Origin of the sequence: Klebsiella sp. YJ, assembly GCF_002108615.1 — a bacterium.
Classification (GTDB): Bacteria; Pseudomonadota; Gammaproteobacteria; order Enterobacterales; family Enterobacteriaceae; genus Klebsiella; species Klebsiella planticola.
On the sequence record NZ_MTEG01000004.1, the window covers coordinates 47,212 to 68,136 of the forward strand.

The window sequence follows — 20,925 nt, forward strand, 5'->3', positions numbered from 1 at the left end:
TAAAGATATTTATGAAAATTATATTACTAATGAGTCTGGTAAGCCTGTTTCTTTCTCCGGCATTTGCGGGTACTGCAGTGAAATTGTCCTGCTCGTTACGCAAAAGCGTGACGATCTCAAAATTCCATTACAAGCTGTCGACGATGAAATGGGGCGATCACTTCCAGGTTGCTTCCGGAATCAGACAGGCGCAAACCACAGGCAATGTCCCGTTTCGCGTGACGCGTTTTCAAAATGGCGATGATCTGGTCTTTTTCCCGGACAGCGAGGCCTATTATTTCTTCTATTCCGGGATGGCGACACCTGACCGCTGTATTGTACAGGAGACCTATTCCTACCCGGTTGTTGAGCTACCGCGCTATAAGAAAAGCGAGTAACCGGCGGCGCAAACGGAGCCCGAAGGGTTACCCCATCGGGACTCCGTTGCCAGGAACGGACGTGGATTAAAGGCCAATACACATGTATTTGATTTCTAAATAGTCTTCAATACCATACTTCGAGCCCTCGCGACCCAGACCGGAAGCCTTCACGCCGCCAAACGGGGCGACTTCGTTGGAAATCAGCCCGGTGTTGATGCCCACAATCCCATACTCCAGCGCTTCGCCGACGCGGAAAACGCGGCTTAAATCACGGGCATAGAAGTAGGCGGCGAGACCAAATTCGGTATCGTTGGCCTGGCGGATGACATCCGCTTCATCTGTGAAGCGGAACAGGGGAGCCAACGGGCCGAACGTCTCTTCTTTCGCTACTTTGGCGCCGTCGGGAACATCGACCAGAATAGTCGGCTGAAAGAAGTTGCCGCCGAGGGAAGCCACCTTCCCGCCGGTGATGACCCGGGCGCCTTTTCCGACGGCATCGGCAATATGCTCTTGCACTTTGGCAATCGCTTTCTCATCAATCAACGGTCCGGTTGTGACGCCCGGCTGTAGGCCATCGCCGAGGTGCAGCTGCTCCACCGCCTGCTGCAGTTTTTCGGCAAAGCGCGCATACACCCCGTCCTGCACGTACAGGCGATTGGCGCAGACGCAGGTCTGCCCGGCGTTACGAAACTTCGACGCCATGGCGCCTTCTACCGCTTTATCCAGATCGGCATCATCAAACACGATAAACGGCGCGTTACCGCCTAGCTCAAGCGAAACTTTTTTGATGTCCTGAGCACACTGTGCCATCAGCTGGCGGCCGATTTCCGTGGAGCCGGTAAACGACAGCTTACGCACCAGCGGGTTGCCGGTCAGTTCATTACCCACCGCGCTGGCGGAACCGGTCACCACGTTAAATACGCCGTCAGGGATCCCGGCGCGTCTGGCCAGTTCGGCCAGCGCCAGCGCGGAAAAAGGGGTCTGGCTGGCGGGTTTGAGAACCATTGTGCAGCCGGCCGCTAACGCCGGGCCGGCTTTACGGGTGATCATCGCCGCCGGGAAATTCCACGGCGTGATCGCAGCGGTAACGCCAATCGGCTGTTTAATCACGATCAGGCGCTTATCGGCCTGATGACCGGGAATGGTATCGCCATAAATGCGTTTTCCCTCTTCGGCAAACCATTCGATAAATGAAGCGGCGTAGCTAATCTCGCCTTTTGCCTCTGTCAGCGGTTTGCCCTGCTCCAGGGTCATCAGCCGGGCCAGATCGTCCTGGTTTGCCATCATCAGATCGAACCAGCGGCGCAGGATCGCGGCGCGCTCTTTCGCCGTGAGCTGTCGCCAGGCGGGAAGGGCGCGATGGGCGGCCTGGATCGCGTCGTGCGTCTCTTCTGCGCCCATTTTAGGTACTGAGCCCAGCACCTCTCCGTTCGCCGGGTTGGTCACCGTAATGACATCGCTGCTGAGGGCATCACGCCACTCACCATTGATAAATGCCTGCTGGCGGAACAAGGTTAGGTCATTCAGTTGCATGGTTATTTCCTGTCTCAGAACGTTAACGAGTGAATGGCGTACTCCAGCGTAGCGGAGAATCAAAAGCGGCGTTTGCGATGGCCTTCACGTTTAGCAACGGCTATGGTGCGAATCCGCGTTATGCCCGGTAAAGACTCTTTCGGCCCTCTTCTTGTACGCCAGCCAGGCACGCCTGTGTTTGTTTAGTGTAGTCGCCAGAGTCAGATGACAGCAGCGACTAAACAGTGACTAAACAGCGATGAGGGCGTTTTCACGATGTAAACCTGAGCCTGAATTCGCGACGCCTGCCACAAAATTCACACATCATGCACGATGACGGGGGGAAGCAACTTGCTTTTATCTGGCGAGGCGAATACGGTCTGTAACGTTACACTAAAACGTTACAGAAGAAATTTACCCTCCGGTTATGACTGAAGTCCCTGGCGATTTAGCGAGGCCCGAAGGTGCTACAGACACCTCAACGGTACGTGAAAGGATAACGATGATGAAAATGACACAGTTTTGTTCGGCCAGACGTATTTTAGCTTTTGCTTGTTTGAGCTCGGCCCTGATAGCGGGAAGTGCGGTGAGCACCTTAGCCCATGCGGCACTCAACTTCCGCGTTTATTCTTCTCTCCCCGCGGACGACTCCTCGGCGCACTACATCTGGTTCAGCCGTTTTCAGGAAAACATTAACAACAATGCCAAATTGAAAGGGCAAATTAAGCTCAACTATTTTGCCAACGGCATGTTGGGGAAAGAGGCCGATGCGACGCAGCAGGTTCGCATTGGCGCAATTAATATGATGATTTCCGGTACATCCATTTGGGCCACGCTGGTACCTGAAATGGGTGTCCTGGATCTGGGTTATTTATTTAAAGATTACAGTCAGGTAGGGAAAGCGCTGGATGGCAGCGCCGGGGAAAAACTCTCCGCCTTAATGATGGATAAAGCCAACGTGATGGTGCTCGGCTACGGCTTTAACTTAGGTGCTCGCAATATTTATACCAAAAAGGTGATTGAAAAGCCGGAGGATTTAAAAAACCTGAAAATTCGCGTGCTACCGGTGCCTAATTTTATCGCCACGTTAAACCATATGGGAGCAGTGGCGATCCCTATGCCGGGCGGTGAAGTCTATTCCAGCCTGCAAATGGGCGTTATTGACGGCGTAGAGCACGATGCCCCGACGATTTATGCGAGCAAATATTATGAAATCATCAAAAACGGCACCCTGACTCGCCACAGCTACAACCCGCTGATGATTGCGATGAATAAAAAGAGTTTCGAACAAATCCCGCCGGAACTGCGCGCGGACGTGCTGGCGGCGGCGAAAGAGGCGACGGACTATGAACGCATGCAAGCGGGTAAAAAAGAACAGGAAGCAATAAAGAACCTTGAAGCAAAAGGGGTGACGTTCCGCGAAACCGATCGCCAGTTCTTCTATCAGCAGGTGCAGCCCGTGTGGCAGTCGTTCCTCAAGCAGTATCCGGATATGAAGCCCATCGTTGATGAAATTACCGCGGCGGCAAAAGACCCGTCATGATCGGCGCCGCTTACCCGGCCGTGTCACGGTGGGGTTAAGCGGTGAGATTGGCAATCTTGTGGAGAAGATTCAACATGGCTGATATCTCTATTAAAGCAAAGGATGAGTGCTTCGTCCTTGCGCTATTGGGCAAGCTGAGCCGGTTTTTAACCACCTTAACCGCCTGGGCCGGAGCGCTGGTGTTGTTTATCAACGTGCTGGTGGTGTTCGCATCCGTTATCTGGCGCTATGCGCTGCACTCGCCCATTCATTGGGCCGAAGAGGTGGCCCGCGCGCTGATGATTGCGCTGGTGTTTTTCGGCGTGGCCACCTCGACGGCGAAAGGAGGCCATATTGGCGTCGATCTGTTCCTGCGTTTCCTGCCTGAACAGGTTCGGCCCTATGTCGTTCATGCCAGCCGCTGGATCCTGTTTCTGGTCTCGGTTGGGCTTGTCGTTTCCAGCTACGACCTGGTGCAGGCCGCGCGATTGCAAACCACGGAGACCGGTTTGCCGCAGACAATCTACGTCATTCCGGTGCTGATTGGTTCGCTGGTTATGATGGTGGCGGCGCTGGAGCTTGCCTTGCGGGAGCGCATTCGGGTTGTGCTGTTTAGCGGCCTTGGCATTGTGGTTCTGGCCGCCATTGGCTATATGAAACTCTCGCTGATGGCCGATCCCGCCAGCGCTGCAGCCGGGCTGATGCTGATCTGCTTTGTCCTCGGTATTCTCGCCGGCGTGCCGATTGCGTTTACCCTTGGTCTGTCGGCGATGGTGTTTTTTATCTGCGATCCGTCATTACCGTTTGTCTTTTTCTCCCAGCAGGTTGCGGCGGGGGTAGATCACTTCGTGCTGTTGGCCATTCCGTTCTTTCTGCTGGCCGGTGCCGCGATGGAGATCAACGGGATGTCAACGCGGCTCGTTGAACTTATCGTGCGTGGCATGGGGCGCTTTCGCGGCGGCCTCAACATGACCACCGTACTGTCGATGGCCTTCTTTTCCGGGATCTCCGGCTCCAAGCTGGCAGATGTTGCGGCGGTTGGCGGCGTGCTGATGCCGGCGGTGCGTCGGGCTAAACAGGATGGCGAAGAGGCCGCCGGGGTGTTCGCTGCCTCGGCCGTGATGGCCGAAACAATCCCACCTTGCGTGAATCTGATTGTTATGGGCTTTGTCGCGAACATCTCGATTGGCGCGCTGTTTATTGCTGGTCTGGTGCCCGCCGTCTGCCTGCTGGTACTGCTGATGATTGCCGCCAACCGGTTTGGCGGCAAAATCAACGTTAGCGAAGCGTATCCGGTATTACGGCCGCGCACGCAGCTCTACCTTGGCGCCGCCGTTGGGCTGGTGATGATTTTTATGATCGGCCGCGGCGTCATGATGGGGATCGCCACCTCGACAGAAATCTCCGCTTTTGCCGTGATTTACGCCATCGTCGTCGGTCGCCTTGCATTTCGTGAACTGACGTTCAAAGCAACGGTAAAAATGTTTATCGATATCGCCGCCATGTCCGGAGTGCTGTTGTTTATCGTCGCCTGCGCCACCAGCCTTTCTTATGCGCTCACGATACAGATGATCCCGCAGCAAATAGCGGAATTACTGGTCAGCATTGGGGTCGAGCAGGGAGCCTGGCTGTTTCTGCTATTAACCATCGTTATTCTGGTTATTTTTGGCGCCGTACTGGAAGGTGCTCCGGCGCTGATTATCTTTGCGCCGATACTGGTGCCGATCGCCGTTCAGCTGGGCTTCAGCCCGCTGCATTTCGGCATCATTATGATTATGGCAATGGGCTTTGGTCTCTTTTCACCGCCTATCGGACTTGGCCTTTATACCACTTGCGCCATTTGCGGCGTGGAGATGAAACACGTTATTCGGCCAATGGCAAAATATCTGGCGGTGGTCTTCGTCGGTATTATTATCGTGGCCATGGTCCCACCATTAACAACATGGTTGCCGGGGCTCGCTGGTTATTAATTGTGAATCCAGTAGTAAACCGCATTTTGTTATTTAAAGACGGTTAAAAGAGGCGTCCTGTCAATATCGACAGGGCGCAAGGTCAACATGTATCGCTAAGGTTCTGATATTTAACACGCCTGCAGGTGGGGATAACAACGTCCTGAATCTCTCGCTGATAAATATTATGCGCTGATGGCGGATTTATTCTGAAGAAAGGAGTATGCAATGGGGTCATTAACGGGAAAGAAAGTATTTATTACTGGCGCTGAGCAAGGTATTGGTAAAGAGACCGCGAGAAAACTGATTGAGGCCGGATGTGATATCTATATTCACTATTTCAGCGGTGAAGAAGGCCCCAGAGAATTAATCGCTATTGCCCAACAGCGGGGAGGCAAGGCCGCCTGCGGCTATGCGGATTTGACCAGCGAGGCGGATGCGGCACGCTGCGTTGCCGAGGCGGCGGCGTTCTTAGGCGGGATCGATATTCTGGTGAATAACGTCGGGGGAATTATTGCCCGAAAATGGCTCGGTGAAATTGACCCGCAGTTCTGGCGTACCGTCATTGATGTCAATATGACGACCATGCTCAATGTGACTCAGTCGGCGCTGCCGTGGTTAAAAGAGGCGACTGACGGCGCGAGTATCGTGAATCTCGCCTCGTTAGCCGGACGCTCCGGCGGGCACTCCGGATCGCTGGTCTATTCGATGGCTAAAGGCGCGGTGCTGACGTGGACCCGCTCCCTTGCCGCAGAGCTTGGTGAGTTTGGTATTCGGGTGAATGCTGTGGCGCCAGGGCTGATTCTGGGGACTCGTTTTCATAACCAGCATACCACTCAGGCCTCGGCCGATCGGACTATCGAAGATATTCCGCTGGGAAGAGCCGGTACGCCTGAAGATATCGCGCGCGCGATCTGCTTCCTGGCCTCGGAATACGATGGCTTTATCTCCGGGGCGACTCTGGATATTAACGGCGGTATTTATCGGGCATAAATCTCAGGGCGGGGTATATCCCGCCCATATTCAGAGAGCGTCGTCATGATCAAATCAGAAATTATTCATCCGGACTTACTCCAGGCGTTGGCCCAGTGTGGCCATAAAGCCAATATTCTTATCGCTGATGCTAATTATTCATTTTTAACCAACTCGTCGCCGCGGGCGCGGATTATTTATCTGAATTTTTCCCCGGGTTTAATTAGCAGCGTGGTCATCCTGCAAAAAATGCTCGGCTACATCAATATTGAAAAAGCGTTGCTGATGTCCTGCCCGGATGATTTTGATAATACGATTGCGCGTGAATATCGCAGTCTGCTTGCTGAGTCGACCGGAGTGGAATATGTGGCCCGGGAGGACTTTTACGCGCAGGCGAAATCGTCGGATACCCTGTTGGTTGTCGCCTCCGGCGAAACCCGCCGCTTTGCCAATATTCTGCTCACCGTCGGCCCGACGCTACTGTGACGTGGGAGAAGGAGAACGTGTTTTTCTCCCGTCACAGGCACAAAAACAGCGGCGCGAGAGTCAGACCTCGGGCGCATCGCGTACCGACTGACGGCACACCAGGGAAGGGGTAAACAGAAATTCCTGCGGCGGGAGAGACGGGTTGTCCGTCCGTTCAATCAGGCGTTGTACCATGACCTCCGCCATCTCACTCAGCGGAGGCATCACGGAACTCAATCTGGGGTAAACCAGGCCGGATAGCGGGATGTTGTCGATGCCGATGATGGAGATCTCTCCCGGCACGCTAATCCCGGCTTCGTGCAGGCCGGCCATCAGCCCAATGCCGAGCGCGTCATTAATTGCCACAATACCATCAGGACGGCGCGACTGGCGGCAGATTTTTTGCGCCAGCGAACGGCCCAGTTCGGTCATTTCCGCATCACCGTACGCCGCCTGCGTTTTCTCCTCGACAATCATGCCTTCACGAAATAGCCCATGACGCTGCACCGCGCTGAGAAAGCCTTCGATTTTATGGGCGCGACTCGGGATCATACCGGCGACGGTGGCGAACGTCAGATGCCGACACCCACGCTCAATCAGATGCTCTGTGGCTAAACGCCCGGCTTCGACGTTATCCATGGATACGCTGTCGAGCGCCAGGCCGCCGGAACCGGCGCTGGCCGGCATACGACTGTCGTAGTTGACCATAATCATGCCCTGAGAGGCGGCGCGCACAAAATGCGTTTTTTCAATATCACCGGCGGCGACAATAATGCCGCGCACGCCGTGGGCGAACATATCTTCCAGAAAGGCTTCTTCTTCTTCAATCTGACGGTAGGTGTTGCCGATCAGCACACGATAGAAGCGCTTTTTTGCCGCCAGATCCACTTCACGGACCAGCGAGGCGAAGCTGGGGTTGACGATGGACGGAACCAGCAGGCCGATCATTTTGGCCTGGCCTGTTTTCAACTGCTGGGCGACGCGGTTAGGGAAGTAATTGAGCGTTTGCATGCTTTGCTGGATACGCGCCAGCGTCTCTTCGCGCATCTGGTCTGTACGGCCATTGAGCACGTTGGATACGGTGCTGACGGACACGCCAGCATGCTTTGCGACATCGCGAATGTTTGCCATACATCTCCTTTGCAGCGGTGGGCGAGGCGCGGAGGAGAGCGATTCTCCGCGCCGTTTTATACGGGGGTCGACAAGCCTGATCCTGCATCGCTTTCTGATGAGGAACATCAACAATAACGGTTTAGTGTAACGTTACAGTTGGTGCTGTCAATGTGCTTGCGAGCGACAAGTGATGTAAGCCACGCGACAGCGGTCCAGGGCCTACGGGAAATCGCAGGCCCTTTCTTTAACCCGGTTCGACCCTCCGTAGGGTATTTTTCCCGCCGGGATGGCTATCAACGCAGGCAGTGAGGTGTCGCGAAAGGAGACAAATGAGAGCGGGAGAGTCTCGGGGTCATCGTGAGGCATCCTTACCTGCGATAGTAAACACTGTGGGTGTTAATGACCCTTTGATATTAAAAGACTCATTGCTGGCTACAATGCATTATGCTGTACACGGCAGCGCGTTAAGCGCGACATTAACTGCCGCTAACAATCGCGCTTCTGTGATGCCATCTCGCGCCTGAACGGAAAGACCATGTAAAAAGACGGCGAAATAGTCTCCCAGGCTGTCGGCATCGGTCGTATCCGGTAACTCGCCGTTATACACCGCCTGCCTTAGGCGGTCGATGATCTGTTGCGTGCGTTGCAGGCGATGCTGGGCCAGCCAGGTTTTGATCTGATCATTTTCCGCGCTGACACTCGCGGCAGAAGCGACGACCATACATCCTCGCGGCAATTCCGCCTGGCTGTACAGGTGCACGGCGTCCACTAGCATCTTTTTGATCGCCTCCTGCACGTTATTCTCAGCGGCGAAGGCCCGATCTGCAAACCCGCCTTCCTGGCTTTCATAATGGACTATGGCTTGTCGGAACAACTGTTCTTTTGAACCGAACGCTTTGTAAATGCGCGCGGAAGCGATGCCAAGTTCTGCCACTAAATCCGACATTGACGTACCTTCATAGCCCTGTCGCCAGAAGAGATTGCGCGCCTTCAAAAGTGCATGTTCGCGATCAAATTCGCGCGGTCTACCTGCCATTATGCTGCTCCATTTTGCCTGCCTTTCAGTCACACAGGATCGCTTAAACCTGCGCTATTACCAAAGAATTTATAAATTATTCTTGTGGTTCTCCGATTTTACTCCTATTGTTTGTCAATCGACAAACAATAGGAGTTTACGATGAAAACCATCAAAGGCCCAAGCCTGCATCTCGCCCAATTCAGTGATGGGATAGCCCCGTTCAACAGCTTGCCTACGATTGCCCGATGGGCGTCGGAAACCGGCTTCAAAGCATTGCAAATTCCGGCATGGGATCGGCGTCTGTTTGATGTCGCCACCGCGGCGGAGAGCCAGGCCTACTGTGATGACCTCACCGGAATGCTGGCGGAACACGGCCTGGTTGTCAGTGAACTGACCAGCCATATTTTCGGTCAACTCATGGCGGTGCATCCGGCTTACGACGCCATGTGCGACAGTTTTGCGCCGTCGGATGTGCATGGTAATTCGCAAGCGCGCGGTGAATGGGCGCGGCAACAGCTGCTGTTGGCCGTCAAAGCCTCCGCACGGCTTGGTCTCAGCGAGCTGGGTACGTTCTCCGGCTCACTGGCCTGGCCCTATCTGTTTCCGTTTCCGCAGCGTCCGGCTGGGTTAATCGAAGCAGCTTTTGACGAGTTGGCCAGACGCTGGCTGCCGGTACTCAATGCCTGCGATGAACAGGGCATTAACCTGTGTTATGAAATCCACCCGTGCGAAGATCTGCATGATGGCGTGACGTTCGAAATGTTTCATCAGCGGGTAGGGAAACATCCTCGCTGCCAGGTACTTTTCGATCCCAGTCACATGGTGCTTCAGCAGCTTAATTATCTGGAGTTTATTGATATTTATAAAGATTTTATTGGCATGTTTCACGCTAAGGATGCTGAGTTTAATCCAGACGGTCGCCAGGGTATCTATGGTGGATACCAATCGTGGATAGACCGTGCAGGCCGTTTTCGCTCGTTGGGTGATGGTCAGGTTGATTTTAAAGGCATCTTCTCGAAGCTGGCACAATATGACTATTCCGGCTGGGCTACCCTGGAGTGGGAATGTTGCCTGAAACACCCGCAGGACGGCGCCCGGGAAGGCGCTGCGTTCATCCGCGACCACCTCATTAACGTCACTGATAAAGTGTTCGACGATTTCGCCGGGGCACAGGTTAATCCTCATCAGATCAATACATTACTCGGCATTCGCTAAGCCGTAATATCACAAGGAACCCCCCATGAAACCGCTATATGACGAGATCCTCGAACAGGATCCCGGGATGGAACACGTCTATACGAAGGTAAACGGACAACGCATCCATTGCGTTGTCGCAGGGAAAGGGCAGCCAGTCCTGCTGATCCCCGGATGGCCACAGACCTGGTATACCTGGCGCCATGTTATGCGCGCGCTGGCCGCGGCTGGTTTTCAGGCGATAGCCGTAGACCCGCCCGGCATCGGCGATTCGGACAAACCGCGCGACGGTTACGACACCGGGAGTATTGCCGTGATGCTGCATACGATGATGACGCAACTGGGGCATTCACGTTACCGTCTGGTGGGTCACGATGTCGGGATGTGGATTGGCTACGCTATGGCGAGCGATTTTCCGCAAGCAGTCGAACGCCTGGTGCTGACAGAAGCGGTGATCCCCGGTCTTGCTCCGCCACCGCCGATTTTTGTCGCGCCGGAGGAGAACATTTTTCTTTGGCACTTCATGTTCAATCAGTTGGTTGATTTACCTGAAACCTTGACCCACGGGCGTGAATCACAGTATCTCAACTATATTTTCAACCGCTGGTCTCATCGCCGCGACCGGGTTGCCGCAGAGGTTTACATTGCCGCTTATTCGACTCCGGGTGGATTACGAGCAGGTTTTGAGTACTATCGGGCGATTCCGGAAACCATTCGACAGAACCAATTACGCGCGCAAACGCCATTAACTATGCCGGTACTGACAATAGGTGCTGAGCACGCGACGGGCGATGCGCCGCTGGCCACTCTACAAGGCAACGCGCATGACTTGCGCGGCGAGACGGTGGCCGACTGCGGACATTTTATTACCGAAGAGAGCCATGAGGTTTTTATCGCGCTGATCGTGCCATTTCTGTCTGAGGGGACTCGTTATGCCGCTTGATGAGCATATTGCCAACTTTTTGACCTCTTTGGCGGGAATACCAGCGCCCGTATCGCTGACCGATATGAGAGCGACGACAGAAACGGGTTTGCGCCAGCTGCAGGGAAAAGGGGAAATGAGCGGAGGTATTAAGGATTATGTCGTTGTCGCTGATGACGGCCATCGCATTACGCTTCGCGCCTATAAACCCGTAGCGGCAAATGACGGGAGCGCACAGCCAGCAATGCTCTTCGCCCACGGCGGCGGTTGGTGCCTGGGATCTCTGGCGCTGTACGATCAACCTTGCCAGGCATTGGCCAACGCGACAGGCCGGATAATACTGTCGGTTGATTACCGACTGGCGCCAGAATATCCGTTTCCTCGCCCCCTGGAAGATGTCTATCAGGCGCTATGCTGGGTTAATGAGCAGGCGCGTCGTCTGGGGATTGATGCCAGTCGGTTAGCGGTGGGCGGCGATAGCGCTGGAGGAAATATGGCTGCGGCGACGGCATTGTTGGCTCGGGACCGCGGTGGCCCTCATATCGAGCATCAGCTGTTGTTATATCCTGCGTTAAGTCGCGATATGGCGACGGAGAGCTACCGAGAGTTTGCCGAAGGCTACTTTTTAACGCACGATGCGATGGCGTTTTGCTGGGACAACTATCTTGGCCTGCGTCGTCATCCCTACGCCGAACCGCTGCATGCCGCTTCACTTAGCGGCTTACCTCCGGCTACCATTTTGAGCTGTGAATATGATCCGTTACGCGATGAGGCTGAAGAGTATGGGCAACGGCTGCAGAAAGCTGGCGTTAAGGTGCGCAGCGAGCGATTGCAGGGCATGGTCCATGCCTGTATCCATATGTCAGGTCTGACTCCGGCGGCAGGCCAGCTATTCGAGCTCGCCCGCGGTTAGCGGAAGACGTGCAGCCAAAAAAGCACATTGCAATGGCGCGGCGGGTGGTTTACAGCCGCTGATAATCCCCCTCTCAGGCATTTTTGCCCTGCCGATTTTCAGCCCGCATTAGCGGTAATCAGTGCCGGTTCAACCCCACAATGTTTGCAAATGGACCGGCATTTATCCGCTGCGACATGCTGCAATTGTACGTAGCATGTTGAGCCGCTCTGACGGTTTAATCCAACCGACTGGCTGTGCCTGCTTACGGGAAAATAGCCCGTAAAATGCCTGCATACTGGCGGAGGCATCTCGTGCCGACATTTGTTTATCTTTTCAACAGCATTGCGGACTTACCCGCGTAATGATCACGAAACCGCCGGCTCTTGCTGCCATTCGGTTCAATAAGCAAAGATAATCCCCGGCCATCTTCAGGTGTACAGGCTTTAGCCTCAGACTTCGTGCGGCGAATCTGCATATCGTTAAAAACACATATACACATTCCGTATCGGATTCTACTGGATGGTTGCGGACGATGATGGACTAAAAAGCGGTAAAATATTTATAAATCAATGTGGTTATGGATGAATGCGGACGTTTTGGGAAGTTGAGATGGTGCCGATAATAGGAGTCGAACCTACGACCTTCGCATTACGAATGCGCTGCTCTACCAACTGAGCTATATCGGCCCTGAAGAGGACATCTTCACGAATGTGAATCACGGGGTAAAAGGTTAAAACTAAGTGGAGGGGGCGTCAATGCCCTCTTGTACCGAATGGCTATTTTTCCAGCGCCTGCATGGTATTAAGCATCAAATTGTCCACTTCTACGACGATCATTGACCTGAATTGTGCCGGGTATTGGTGCGAGCTGCTCTTTAGCTACACGCTTTCAAAACGCTATCACTGCAGCCTATAAGAGCCGTAAAAAATGCTAACTGTATGCAACTAAAGGTAATGGGCCAACCTTAGTAGTTGTCAGCTTTCCCCTAAATGATAAAATCAGTCGCGGTTAATAACAGGATGATGCAGTGAAAAAAATACTTTCTAATCCCGCATTGAAATATGTAATGGTGGGGTTATTGAATACAGCAATAACTGCGGTGGTGATATTTTTATTAATGTCTACCGGGGTTGGAGTATATCTATCAAATGCCATGGGATATGTGGTAGGTATTCTCTTTAGTTTTGTGGTTAATTCGTTGTTTACCTTTTCAATAGCGCTGACCGGCAAACGGTTTATAAAGTTTCTGGCATCTTGTGCAATGTGCTGGGTAGCTAATATTATAACAGTTAAAATGTTTTTATTAATATTCCCTGATTTGATTTATATATCTCAGTTATGTGGCATGATTGTTTACACAATTGCTGGTTTTTTAATTAATAAACTCTGGGTGATGAAATAATGAAACAACCAAAGTTGGCTATTGTTGTGCCATGTTATAACGAGGAAGAAGTATTCAGTCACTGCTTATCTGAATTACAAGCGGTTCTGGCGGAATTAGTCACGGCAACACTGATTTCAGCTGATAGCTATATTTTATTCGTTGATGATGGCAGCTGTGATTCAACGTGGCAGTTGATTGCTCAAGCATCGATGGATTACTCAACGGTTAAAGGGGTTAAGCTTTCAAGAAATCGTGGTCATCAGGTAGCCCTGGTTGCGGGTCTTGAGGCCGCCGAATCGGATATTACTGTGAGCATTGATGCAGATCTTCAGGATGATACTTCTGTTATTGCATTAATGGTTAAAGAGTACCTCAATGGTAATGAGATCGTATATGGTGTACGTAATGATCGGGCATCTGACTCTCCATTTAAAAGAAAAACCGCGGGTCTCTTTTATAGTTGTATGAAGTGGATGGGCGTTCAGCAGATTCCTCAGCATGCCGATTTCAGATTGTTAAGTGATCGCGCTAAAAAGGCGTTGCTGAGCTTTAAAGAGCAAAATTTATATTTACGCGGATTAGTGCCACTGATTGGTTATCGTTCCACTCAGGTTGCATATTCGAGAACAGTTCGTCTGGCTGGTGAGTCGAAGTATCCATTAAAAAAAATGCTTGCCCTGGCAATTGAAGGCATCACTTCTCTGACCATTACCCCATTAAGGATTATCGCTATCTCAGGGTTTGCGATCAGTATTCTTTCGGTGTTTGCAGCAATTTATGCGCTGTTTGAGAAATTCTCAGGAAATACCGTTGAAGGGTGGGCCTCAGTTATGATCGCTATTTTCTTCCTCGGCGGTGTACAGATGCTATCGTTAGGCATCATTGGTGAGTATGTCGGTAAGATATATATGGAGTCTAAAGGTCGTCCTAAATATTTTATCGAAAAAACAACGCAGCAGAAGGTTGATGATGAATAACGAAAAAATAATCAGTAGAATACAGTATGTGGTTTTCATCGCCATATTATCAGTACTTTGTTATTCCTTTGTGGCAAGTGAAAATCAGGCTTATACATGGGATTCCAGATTTTACTGGGTAGTATGGAATGAGTATACTGGCTTACTGCATGACTCATTTAGTCAATGGCTTGCTAGTATAAAATATTCAGTCTATTCAGCTGATTATAACCCTTTGCCAGTCATTGCACTGATCCCGTTTAACTATCTGCCGATAGGAAATCGGGAAGCTTACATATTGGGTGTGTATATTCTTTATTTTTTACCATTTGCTTATATTGCAATGCGTTTGTTTGCGACTGCTGCAGGTGTGGACAACAAATACCAGCCGTATATCTTTGTTTTTCTGGCAAGTTTTATTCCTTTTGTCACACCAACCTTGCGCGGCTATCCTGATATCATAGGAATGATTCCACTATCGCTGTGCTGCTTGATTTTGTTTAAAGTTAATATCTTAAAATACCAGGGAGCCCGTTTTGTATTACTTGCAATCGCAATGGGAGTATTACTATGGTTGCCCTTTGCATTCCGGCGATGGTATGCCTATAGCGTAGTTTCCTTGTTTGTTACGTTGCCTTTTTTGAATACATTTTTGTTTGGTGAAGCGGCCAGGTTTAGTAAGGAAAGAATATTTAAATACTTTATTTTCTTTACTCTTTCTGGGCTGGTAGTGATTTTTTTAGTCTGTGTTTTTCAGTTCGAACTGGCTGAGAGAATACTGACGACAAACTATTCTGATATTTATTCTGCATACAAGGCGACAGAGCAAGCAACCTTCTTTATAACCCTGAACTATGCTGGTTTATATTTGCTGCCATTAATTGTTTTGGGAGGCTTGTATATTGTTTTCGGAACCAGTTTTCGTCTTAAAGTTCTTTGTGCTTTTGCATTAGCTAATTTTATTATCACCTATATTATATTTACCCGAACACAGACACCAGGGATGCAGCATGGAATGCCATTCTGTTTTTGGTTGGCAATACTCGTGCTTTCGGCTTTAAAACTATTCTTTGACAGGTTAAACAAAGGACTGGCGATAACACTTACGATCGCATTCTCATTACTTACGGTTGCAGTCTTTATTAGCACATATTCAAAACCATTTGGTAAACCGGAATTAGTCAGCCGCTATCTTCCTGGCAAAGAGTATCCTCTCAGATTAGAAAACTTTGACCATTACCATGAGCTGATTGCCTTTATGAGTGCGCGTGTTGAGCCAGATGATAAGGTGGCTGTTTTTGCATCCAGCGGTTCACTTAATAATGATCTGTTTTCAGCCATATCACCGGCATCGTTTGTCAGCCATATCGCCAACGTCTCGCAGGTAGATTTGCGTGATAAGCTGGCTACTGAAGCCTTTAGTTCTCGTTATGCGATTGTGACCGATCCAGCTCAAACGCATCTTGGAATTCATGGACAACAGGTTATATATCTGCCAAATAATCTTATCCTGGAAGGTAAGGGAATTGGTGCCGCTTATAAAAGAGTCAGTCAGCCATTTATACTTAGCGGCGGTGTTCAGGCATACGTCTATGAAAAAATCAGACCGTATACAATCGATGAATACAGAAGCATGATTGATGAATTTTCCCGTTCCTACCCCTCATGGAAAGCGGAGTATGAAAATAATCTTACAGAGAGTTATCTAAGCGCGGCAGTGGAGAAAGGCGACACCTGGGGGCAGTTTAGTATGTATCGTGAAGGTCGAATCTACGCCCACCCAGGCGCAACAACACCGACTATTGTCAGGATGTTCGTCGGGGAATATGACACCTTACGTATTACGTCAGTCAATAAAAACTGCGGGAAAACTGACGGAGTGAAAGTGATTATCAAAGATGCGACGCATCGTGTAGAAAAGCATATTGCCACAGCAGAGAGCGTGGTTTTTGATATGCGCGACTTTCACAACAAAGATATTACCTTGATTATTGATAATAATGGTTCTTCTGCTTGTGATAGCCTGGATATTAACCAGTAAAGAAAAAATGGGGGCAATCGCCCCCATTTTACTACCGTTGCCGATTTGACTTAACCACGAATCGTATCGTTGCCGAAACCAATCCACTTGTAGGTGGTTAACGCTTCCAGGCCCATCGGGCCGCGCGCGTGCAGCTTCTGGGTGCTGACCGCCACTTCTGCGCCGAGGCCAAACTGGCCGCCGTCGGTAAAGCGGGTAGAGGCGTTAATGTATACCGCCGAGGAATCCACTTCGTTGATAAAGCGGTTGGCATTGCTCAGCGTACGGGTCAGGATGGCATCAGAATGCTGGGTACCGTGCTCGCGGATATGGGCGATGGCCTCGTCGAGGCCAGCGACCACTTTGACATTCAGATCCAGCGACAGATACTCATCGTTGTACTGCTCCGCCTTCACCGGCTCGACGTTTGCCGGGCCGTTTTGCAATACCGGCAGGGTGGCGGCGTCAGCATGCAGCGTCACGCCGCTTTCCGCCATCTGTTGGCTCAGGGCTGGCAGGAAACGGTCGGCGATATGCTGATTCACCAGCAAGGTTTCTACCGAGTTACAGGCGCTTGGGCGCTGAACTTTGGCATTGACGATAATCTTCAGCGCTTCAGCTATATCGGCCGAATCATCAATATAGATATGACACACGCCAATCCCGCCGGTGATCACCGGGATCGTGGACTGCTCGCGGCACAGCTTGTGCAGACCGGCGCCGCCGCGTGGGATCAGCATATCGATGTACTTATCCATCTTCAGCATCTCGCCAACCAGCGCGCGATCCGGATTCTCAATCGCCTGGACCGTCGCGGCCGGCAGCCCGCACTCCTCCAGCGCCCGCTGAATCACTTTCACCGTGGCGGCATTGGTGCGCCAGGTCTCTTTCCCGCCGCGCAGAATCGCGGCATTGCCGGTTTTCAGGCACAGGGAAGCAACATCGACGGTGACGTTAGGACGGGCTTCATAAATCACCCCCACCACGCCCAGCGGCACGCGGCGGCGTTCGATGCGCAGGCCGCTGTCCAGCAGACCGCCGTCGATCACCTGGCCAACCGGATCGGCCAGATTGCACACCTGGCGAACATCGTTCGCAATGCCGCTTAGACGCGCCGGGTTAAGCGCCAGGCGGTCGAGCAGCGCCTCGCTTAAGCCATTGGCGCGCGCTTCCGTCAGGTCTTCGGCGTTGGCGCGCAGAATCTCTTCACTCTGCGCTTCGAGATAATCGGCGATCTTTTCCAGCACCTGATTCTTTTCACGGCTGGAGAGTTGCGCGAGTTTGTAAGAGGCCGCCTTGGCAGCAATGCCCATTTGTTCCAGCATTTTCAGCTCCTTAACGGATAATCATATCGTCACGATGGACGGCAACCGGGCCGTATTCATAGCCCAGAATGGCATCAATCTGCTGCGAGTGCTGGCCGGCAATCAGGCGCAGCGCATCGCTGTTATAGCGGCTGACGCCGTGGGCAATATCGCGACCTTCGCTATTGCGGATGCGGATAACTTCACCGCGGGAAAAGTTACCGGTGACGGTTTTGATGCCTTTTGGCAGCAGGGAGCTGCCGCGTTCCAGAATCGCCTGGGTGGCGCCGGCATCCACGCTAATTTCACCCGCCGGCGGGGCACCGAAGATCCAGCGTTTGCGGTTCTCCAGCGGCGATTCCTGCGCGTGGAAGCGAGTACCGACCGACACGCTCTCCATTACATCGGCAATCACGCCGGGACGGTTGCCGGCGGCAATAATAGTGTCGATACCGGCACGACAGGCGACATCGGCGGCCTGCAGCTTGGTTCCCATACCGCCGGTGCCCAGGCCGGAAACGCTATCGCCGGCGATGGCGCGCAGGGCATCATCAATGCCGTAGACATCTTTGATCAGCTCTGCCTGCGGGTTATTGCGCGGGTCGGCGGTGAACAGACCCGGCTGGTCGGTCAGCAGCAGCAGCTTATCGGCGCCGGCAAGGATCGCCGCCAGCGCGGAGAGATTGTCGTTATCGCCGACTTTAATCTCGGCGGTCGCCACGGCGTCATTTTCGTTAATGACCGGCACGATGTTGTTATCGAGCAGCGCGCGCAGGGTATCGCGGGCGTTGAGGAAGCGCTCGCGATCTTCCATATCCGCACGGGTCAGCAGCATCTGGCCGACGTGAATACCATAAATGGAAAACAGCTGTTCCCACAGCTGGATCAGACGGCTCTGTCCGACCGCAGCCAGAAGCTGTTTCGACGCAATGGTCGCGGGCAGTTCCGGGTAGCCGAGGTGCTCACGCCCGGCGGCAATGGCCCCGGAGGTCACAATGACAATACGGTGGCCCATTGCGTGCAGCTGTGCGCATTGACGCACTAATTCGACGATATGGGCGCGGTTCAGGCGACGGGATCCGCCCGTTAAAACACTGGTGCCCAGTTTTACCACCAGCGTCTGGCTATCACTCATGATTCTCTGCCGTTCAAAAGGAATATCGATATCGAGCTGATGTTGTAACAGGACTCAGGCCGCTTGCCAACACCTGGCGTATTGGGCGAGCCACTTTATTGCGCGAGATCGGGCATTATGGCGTAACACGATGACAAATTTATGACGGAAACATCTAAACACTCTTTTTTATAAAAAGTTCCACATTGTCATAAATTTTTAATATCGGAGCGTTAAAAAACCTCCTGTTTTTCACGGGGCCTTCGCCCGGAATTGATTAGCGCGTATAAATAAATCACCAGGACTGAATAATGAAAAAGAGCTCACTGGCATTAATGATGATGGGTCTTGTCGCTTCTTCAGCTACACAGGCAGCAGAAGTTTATAATAAAGACGGCAACAAACTGGACGTGTATGGCAAAGTCAAAGCGATGCACTACATTAGCGACTATGACAGTAAAGATGGCGACCAGACCTATGTCCGTTTCGGCATCAAAGGCGAGACCCAGATTAATGACCAGCTGACCGGCTACGGTCGTTGGGAATCTGAATTCTCCGGTAACAAAACGGAAAGCGACTCCACCCAGAAAACCCGTCTGGCCTTTGCCGGCCTGAAATTGAAAAACTACGGTTCTTTCGATTATGGTCGTAACCTCGGCGCCCTGTATGACGTTGAAGCCTGGACCGATATGTTCCCGGAATTCGGCGGCGACTCTTCCGCACAGACCGACAACTTCATGACCAAGCGTGCCAGCGGTCTGGCAACCTACCGCAATACCGATTTCTTCGGCGTGGTGGATGGCCTGGATATGACTCTGCAATATCAGGGTAAAAACGAAGGCCGCGAAGCGAAAAAACAGAACGGCGACGGCTTCGGCACCTCGTTAAGCTATGACTTCGGCGGCAGCGATTTTGCCATCAGCGCGGCCTATACCAGCTCTGACCGTACCAATGACCAGAACCTGCTGGCGCGCGGCGTGGGTAAAAAAGCGGAAGCCTGGGCGACCGGTCTGAAATATGACGCCAACAATATTTATCTGGCCACTATGTATTCTGAAACCCGCAAGATGACGCCAATCAGCGGTGGTTTTGCCAATAAAACGCAGAACTTTGAAGCCGTTGCTCAGTACCAGTTCGACTTCGGCCTGCGTCCGTCCCTGGGCTATGTGCTGTCAAAAGGCAAAGATATTGAAGGCGTTGGTAACGAGGACCTGGTGAACTACATCGACGTGGGTCTGACTTATTACTTCAACAAAAACATGAACGCCTTTGTTGATTATAAAATCAACCAGCTGAACAGCGATAATAAACTCGCTATCAACAATGACGACATCGTCGCTCTGGGTATGACTTACCAGTTCTAATCCGCGACCGCCGCAGGAGACTCCCGCGGCGGTTAGCAGGCTGAACAAAAAACCGCAGCGTTATTGCTGCGGTTTTTTATTGAAAAGGATTAATGATTTTTAGCCAGGTGCTGATGGTCGCTATTCATGGTGATCTGCGCGTTATATTCTTTCGGCAGGCGACGCGCCTGGTAGAAGACCGAGTTCCAGTAAGGGTTGTCCAGCGAGGAGCGCATGACGCCCTGGCTGCTGGAAGCGTGCAGGAAGTTGTGCTCGGTGTCATAGAAACCGACGTGCATCCCGCCACGAATACGGAAGAATACCAGATCCCCCGGACGGAGCTGCTGCTTGCTGACGCGGACGCCCATATGCAGGAGATCGCTCGTTGTTACGCGCTCCATGGGCAAATTGAAGCGGTCCTTGAGCGTTCGCCAGACGAAGCCAGAACAGTCGACGCCGCTTTGCTCGGTACCGCCCCATTCATAGGGGGTGCCGTGCCAGGTGTGCATTTGATCGTGCAGGGCGGCAACCACCGGAATCAGATCGTCAGATCCGCTATCGATCGGGGCGTATTGGTGTTTGGCGGCGGTTTTTGGCGGATGTTTAGATGAAGATGAGCATCCTGCCAAAATTAAAAAAGGCACCAATAATAAAGCGTGAGCAAGTTTAGGCGTCATATCGTTATTTTTCGTGAGGGGGAATGGGCCGTGGGTATTTATAGCGTATCCGCCATATTGTCAGAATGGTTCGCTGAAAAATTTACGAAACCTTACGTAGAGTAAACTTGTTACTTCACGTTTTTCATTGCTCCAGTTAAATATAAGAGAAAAATCTGTGGTGTCGCTTGTTAATAAATTATTTCACCATGAAACACTATTTCGCG

At 52.0% G+C, this 20,925-nt stretch carries 18 protein-coding genes, 1 tRNA gene and 1 pseudogene; 12 read left to right on the forward strand and 8 right to left on the reverse strand.

Annotated features, from left to right (window positions below):
* Positions 1–11 precede the first annotated feature (11 nt).
* A complete protein-coding gene (locus tag BV390_RS31415; protein WP_032696601.1) occupies positions 12–377 on the forward strand; it encodes a hypothetical protein in 366 nt (121 codons plus the stop codon).
* 66 nt (positions 378–443) lie between these two features.
* Here BV390_RS31415 and gabD read toward each other — a convergent pair whose 3' ends face one another.
* Positions 444–1,892, reverse strand: coding sequence for an NADP-dependent succinate-semialdehyde dehydrogenase (gene gabD, locus BV390_RS04390; RefSeq protein ID WP_064793344.1), 1,449 nt, complete (start codon positions 1,890–1,892; stop codon positions 444–446).
* A gap of 565 nt (positions 1,893–2,457) precedes the next feature.
* Here gabD and BV390_RS04395 point away from each other — a divergent pair.
* The 4 genes from BV390_RS04395 (at position 2,458) to BV390_RS04410 (ending at position 6,800) form a co-directional block, all read left to right on the forward strand.
* On the forward strand, positions 2,458–3,414 hold the full coding sequence (locus BV390_RS04395) for a TRAP transporter substrate-binding protein (RefSeq protein ID WP_223306609.1): 957 nt from the start codon (positions 2,458–2,460) through the stop codon (positions 3,412–3,414).
* A gap of 74 nt (positions 3,415–3,488) precedes the next feature.
* Positions 3,489–5,363, forward strand: coding sequence for a TRAP transporter large permease (locus BV390_RS04400; protein WP_032689352.1), 1,875 nt, complete (start codon positions 3,489–3,491; stop codon positions 5,361–5,363).
* 207 nt (positions 5,364–5,570) lie between these two features.
* Positions 5,571–6,335: an SDR family NAD(P)-dependent oxidoreductase gene (locus BV390_RS04405; protein WP_032700740.1), complete on the forward strand. Its 765-nt coding sequence runs from the start codon at positions 5,571–5,573 to the stop codon at positions 6,333–6,335.
* 45 nt (positions 6,336–6,380) lie between these two features.
* Positions 6,381–6,800: an RbsD/FucU family protein gene (locus BV390_RS04410; RefSeq protein WP_032689350.1), complete on the forward strand. Its 420-nt coding sequence runs from the start codon at positions 6,381–6,383 to the stop codon at positions 6,798–6,800.
* 60 nt (positions 6,801–6,860) lie between these two features.
* On the opposite strand, the gene BV390_RS04415 is transcribed toward BV390_RS04410, so the two are convergent.
* Complete coding sequence (locus tag BV390_RS04415; protein ID WP_046853057.1) at positions 6,861–7,910, reverse strand: LacI family DNA-binding transcriptional regulator; 1,050 nt, start codon at positions 7,908–7,910, stop codon at positions 6,861–6,863.
* A gap of 424 nt (positions 7,911–8,334) precedes the next feature.
* Positions 8,335–8,928, reverse strand: coding sequence for a TetR/AcrR family transcriptional regulator (locus tag BV390_RS04420; protein ID WP_032689348.1), 594 nt, complete (start codon positions 8,926–8,928; stop codon positions 8,335–8,337).
* Positions 8,929–9,069: 141 nt separating this feature from the next.
* On the opposite strand from BV390_RS04420, the gene BV390_RS04425 reads away from it, so the two are divergent.
* The 3 genes from BV390_RS04425 to BV390_RS04435 are packed head-to-tail and all read left to right on the forward strand — an operon-like array spanning position 9,070 to position 11,939.
* Complete coding sequence (locus tag BV390_RS04425; RefSeq protein WP_073554082.1) at positions 9,070–10,125, forward strand: sugar phosphate isomerase/epimerase family protein; 1,056 nt, start codon at positions 9,070–9,072, stop codon at positions 10,123–10,125.
* 25 nt (positions 10,126–10,150) lie between these two features.
* Positions 10,151–11,047, forward strand: coding sequence for an alpha/beta fold hydrolase (locus BV390_RS04430; protein WP_032689346.1), 897 nt, complete (start codon positions 10,151–10,153; stop codon positions 11,045–11,047).
* Positions 11,037–11,939 carry an alpha/beta hydrolase gene (locus BV390_RS04435; protein ID WP_064384264.1) on the forward strand — a complete coding sequence of 301 codons (903 nt, stop codon included), beginning with the start codon at positions 11,037–11,039 and terminating at the stop codon, positions 11,937–11,939. The genes BV390_RS04430 and BV390_RS04435 overlap by 11 nt, the downstream gene beginning before the upstream one ends.
* 319 nt (positions 11,940–12,258) lie before the next feature.
* On the opposite strand, the pseudogene BV390_RS30560 reads toward BV390_RS04435, so the two are convergent.
* Together BV390_RS30560 and BV390_RS04445 are read right to left on the reverse strand one after the other, a co-directional pair.
* Positions 12,259–12,420: pseudogene (locus BV390_RS30560) on the reverse strand (Arm DNA-binding domain-containing protein); the annotation flags it as partial.
* Between the two features lie 111 nt (positions 12,421–12,531).
* Positions 12,532–12,607 (reverse strand) — tRNA-Thr (locus BV390_RS04445).
* A 341-nt stretch (positions 12,608–12,948) separates the two neighbouring features.
* On the opposite strand from BV390_RS04445, the gene BV390_RS04450 reads away from it, so the two are divergent.
* From BV390_RS04450 to BV390_RS04460, 3 genes are read left to right on the forward strand one after another with little or no spacing between them, the layout of a single operon-like run.
* The gene (locus tag BV390_RS04450) at positions 12,949–13,323 is read left to right on the forward strand and encodes a GtrA family protein (protein ID WP_227517223.1); all 375 of its coding nucleotides are present in this window, start codon (positions 12,949–12,951) and stop codon (positions 13,321–13,323) included.
* On the forward strand, positions 13,323–14,282 hold the full coding sequence (locus tag BV390_RS04455) for a glycosyltransferase family 2 protein (protein ID WP_032700723.1): 960 nt from the start codon (positions 13,323–13,325) through the stop codon (positions 14,280–14,282). Before BV390_RS04450 ends, BV390_RS04455 begins: the two co-directional genes overlap by 1 nt.
* A complete protein-coding gene (locus BV390_RS04460; RefSeq protein WP_223849359.1) occupies positions 14,272–16,302 on the forward strand; it encodes a hypothetical protein in 2,031 nt (676 codons plus the stop codon). Before BV390_RS04455 ends, BV390_RS04460 begins: the two co-directional genes overlap by 11 nt.
* Before the next feature lie 50 nt (positions 16,303–16,352).
* Here BV390_RS04460 and proA read toward each other — a convergent pair whose 3' ends face one another.
* Together proA and proB are read right to left on the reverse strand one after the other, a co-directional pair.
* A complete protein-coding gene (proA, locus tag BV390_RS04465) occupies positions 16,353–17,606 on the reverse strand; it encodes a glutamate-5-semialdehyde dehydrogenase (RefSeq protein ID WP_032700722.1) in 1,254 nt (417 codons plus the stop codon).
* A 10-nt stretch (positions 17,607–17,616) separates the two neighbouring features.
* Positions 17,617–18,720, reverse strand: a complete 1,104-nt coding sequence (gene proB / locus BV390_RS04470) for a glutamate 5-kinase (RefSeq protein ID WP_004858334.1) — start codon at positions 18,718–18,720, stop codon at positions 17,617–17,619.
* A 290-nt stretch (positions 18,721–19,010) separates the two neighbouring features.
* Here proB and phoE point away from each other — a divergent pair, with 290 nt between their 5' ends.
* Entirely contained in the window at positions 19,011–20,063 is a 1,053-nt protein-coding gene (gene phoE, locus BV390_RS04475; protein WP_032689340.1) for a phosphoporin PhoE, read from the forward strand.
* 89 nt (positions 20,064–20,152) lie between these two features.
* Here the strand turns inward: phoE and BV390_RS04480 are convergent, their stop codons facing one another.
* On the reverse strand, positions 20,153–20,719 hold the full coding sequence (locus tag BV390_RS04480) for a C40 family peptidase (protein ID WP_032689339.1): 567 nt from the start codon (positions 20,717–20,719) through the stop codon (positions 20,153–20,155).
* Between the last annotated feature and the right edge of the window lie 206 nt (positions 20,720–20,925).